This window comes from Kribbella sp. (assembly GCF_035655035.1).
Classification (GTDB): Bacteria; Actinomycetota; Actinomycetes; order Propionibacteriales; family Kribbellaceae; genus Kribbella.
Genome location: NZ_DASRVN010000504.1, coordinates 1 through 2,700, shown reverse-complemented (window position 1 = coordinate 2,700; position 2,700 = coordinate 1). Strand labels below are relative to the sequence as shown.

At 69.9% G+C, this 2,700-nt stretch carries 3 protein-coding genes; 1 reads left to right on the top strand and 2 read right to left on the bottom strand.

Translation table 11 applies throughout. From position 1 onward, the window contains the following. Positions 1–354 precede the first annotated feature (354 nt). A complete protein-coding gene (locus VFF46_RS27600; protein ID WP_325040144.1) occupies positions 355–1,113 on the bottom strand; it encodes a GntR family transcriptional regulator in 759 nt (252 codons plus the stop codon). A gap of 201 nt (positions 1,114–1,314) precedes the next feature. Between VFF46_RS27600 and VFF46_RS27595 the strand changes: the two genes are divergently transcribed. Next, the gene (locus tag VFF46_RS27595) at positions 1,315–2,262 is read left to right on the top strand and encodes a glutathione S-transferase family protein (RefSeq protein ID WP_325040143.1); all 948 of its coding nucleotides are present in this window, start codon (positions 1,315–1,317) and stop codon (positions 2,260–2,262) included. On the opposite strand, the gene VFF46_RS27590 is transcribed toward VFF46_RS27595, so the two are convergent. Beyond that, positions 2,259–2,700, bottom strand: a 442-nt coding sequence (locus VFF46_RS27590; protein WP_325040142.1) for a TetR family transcriptional regulator C-terminal domain-containing protein, incomplete at its 5' end; no start/stop codon positions are given. The genes VFF46_RS27595 and VFF46_RS27590 overlap by 4 nt on opposite strands.

Here is a 2,700-nt window from a genome sequence, read left to right as displayed (position 1 = left end):
CCACAAACCCCATACCGCCACCAACAAACACCCACCAATCACCCGCCTAACCAACGTGACTGATCAGTACAGCTGGCCCGGGGGCGGGGGCTGCCAGCGGACGCGGGCGGCGCCGCGATCACTGCCGGTGCTGCGGGTGCTACGGGTACGGGCTAGGACGGGCTAGGACGGGCTCGTCGCGCTCGCCCGTCAGTCGCCCCACCTCTGACCACGCCAGCTCACCTCTCACCCACGGCTGCGTAGCACGTTCCCGCCTCCCGTCGGCTGTCAGCAACGTCCACGCGATCGCCAGGCACGCCGGGTCCGGGCTGGTTCGCACCGGTGTCGCACGCTGGGGGTCTACTACCTCGCGTTTCAGGTGGCGCGGTAGGCGACGGTGATGTCGTAGCGGTCGGAGCGGTAGATGGAGACGCCGAATTCGATGACTTGGTCGGAGGCGGTGCGGGGGGCCGAGGTGATGATCAGGCAGGGGGTGGTGCTGCCGATCTCCAGTAGTTCGGCGTCGGCCGGCTCGGGTGGGGCGGCGACGATGGAGGCGGAGACCATGCCGAGGGTTACGCCGTACCGGGTGGAGAGCTCGGTGTAGAGGGACTTCTCGGTGAAGTCGATCTCGTCCAGGCCGGGGTAGCGGTGCAGGGACAGGGTGGTGCGCTCGATCGCCATCGGGTCGCCGTCGGCGGTGCGGAGGCGGACGAGGTGCAGGACGGGGGTGCCGATCGGTTCCTCGAGCTCGTGGGCGAGGTGCTCGTCGGCGGCGCCGACGCGGTGCTCGAGGACCTTGGCGCCGGGGCGGATGCCGCGGTTGGCCATGTCCTGGCTGAACGAGGAGGCGAGCATCCGGGACGGGCGCGGCTCGGCGACGAAGGTGCCGCCGCCGGGGCGGCGGTTGGCCAGCCCTTCGGCCACGACGCGGTCGACCTCCTGCCGGACGGTCATCCGGGCGACGCCGAACCGCTCGGCGAGGACGCGCTCGGACGGCAGCACGGTGCCGACGGCCAGCGAGCGGGTGAGGTTCTCCAGAATCTCGCGGATCTGGTCACCCTTCGGGCGATCGGTGCGGAGCTCGGTGGGGAGCTCGGCGAGATCACCTGGGTTGTTCCGTGGGCGGGCCATGAGGTCAAGTATCCCTGAGACTCTGCCCGGCAAACCGGTTGCCGGGGAACGCGGGCCGCGGTGTGTCGTACCGCGCGAACCGTCCGCGACCCCGTTGTCCCGGACGACCATGTCAGCACGACTGTAACGTCCGCTGCCATCTCACGGCCAGTGACCGTCCACAGGCTCAGGCAATTCCCAGCCGGGGGTAGTTTTAACGCTATGACCCGGGCACAGTTCGTACAGGAGACGTCGTCGACCGGCGAATGGAAGCGGCAGGGCAACAGGTTCACCGGCCGGATCAGCAGGGACTCCACCGCGCAGCGCGGCGAGGGTCCGGACGACCGGGGCCGCTGGCCGGTCGAAGCGGGGCGGTACCGGCTGGTCGTCAGCCTGGCCTGCCCGTGGGCGCACCGGGCGGTCATCGTCCGCCGGCTGCTCGGCCTCGAGGACGCGATCGGTCTGGCCATCGTCGACCCGATCCGTGACGAGCGTGGCTGGCGGTTCACCCTCGACCCGGACGGCCGCGACCCGGTGCTCGGCATCGCGTTCCTCTCCGAGGCGTACCTGCGCACCGATCCGGCGTACGACGGCCGCGTGACCGTGCCCGCGATCGTCGACACGCTGACCGGCCAGGTGGTCACGAACGACTACCCGCAGATCACGCTCGATCTCTCCACGGAGTGGGTGGACTTCCACCGGGCCGATGCCCCGAAGCTGATCCCGGACGACCGGGCCGAGATGGACCAGCTGATCGAGGAGATCTACCGCGACGTCAACAACGGCGTGTACCGGTGCGGCTTCGCGACCAGCCAGGAGGCGTACGAGGCGGCGTACGACGTGCTCTTCGCGCGTCTCGACGTACTCGAGGAGCGCCTGCGGGACCGTCCGTACCTGCTCGGTGACACGCTCCGCGAGGTGGACGTCCGGCTCTTCACGACGCTGGTCCGCTTCGATGCGGTGTATCACGGGCACTTCAAGTGCAACCGGCAGAAGCTGACCGAGTTCCCGAACCTGTGGGCGTACGCGCGCCGCCTGTACCAGCACCCGGGCTTCGGCGAGACCGTCGACTTCGACCAGATCAAGCGGCACTACTACGTCACCCACGACAACATCAACCCGACCGGCATCGTCCCCAAGGGTCCGGACCCGCGGGTCTGGACGGCCTAGGCGGCGAGGGCGGACAACGCGGTGGTCACGGCGGCCTTGAGCTGTGCCCGGGTCGCCCCGGACCGCGACCGCAAGTTGATCGCGTAGGCGAGCAGCGTGAGCAGCTCCGCCGCACCTGCGACGTCGGTCCCGGTCCGCAGCTCTCCGTTGCCCTGCGCAACGTTCAGAGCGGCGGCCAGCGAGTCACGCAGTACGGCGTGGTGCTCGGACAGCACTGCCCGTACGGCGTCCGGCGGGCTCTCGGTGTTCGCGTTCGCCATCATGCAACCCCAGCCGGCGTACTCCCCGGAGAGCCGCAGCCGCAGCAGCTTGTCGAAGAACGAGCGCACCGCCACCAGCCCGCGGCCGTCCGCGGCCAGCTCGTCGAACATCGGCCGCGACCGGTGCTCCAGATACCGCCGCGCGGCCGCGGCGTAGAGCGCGTCCTTGCCGCCGAAC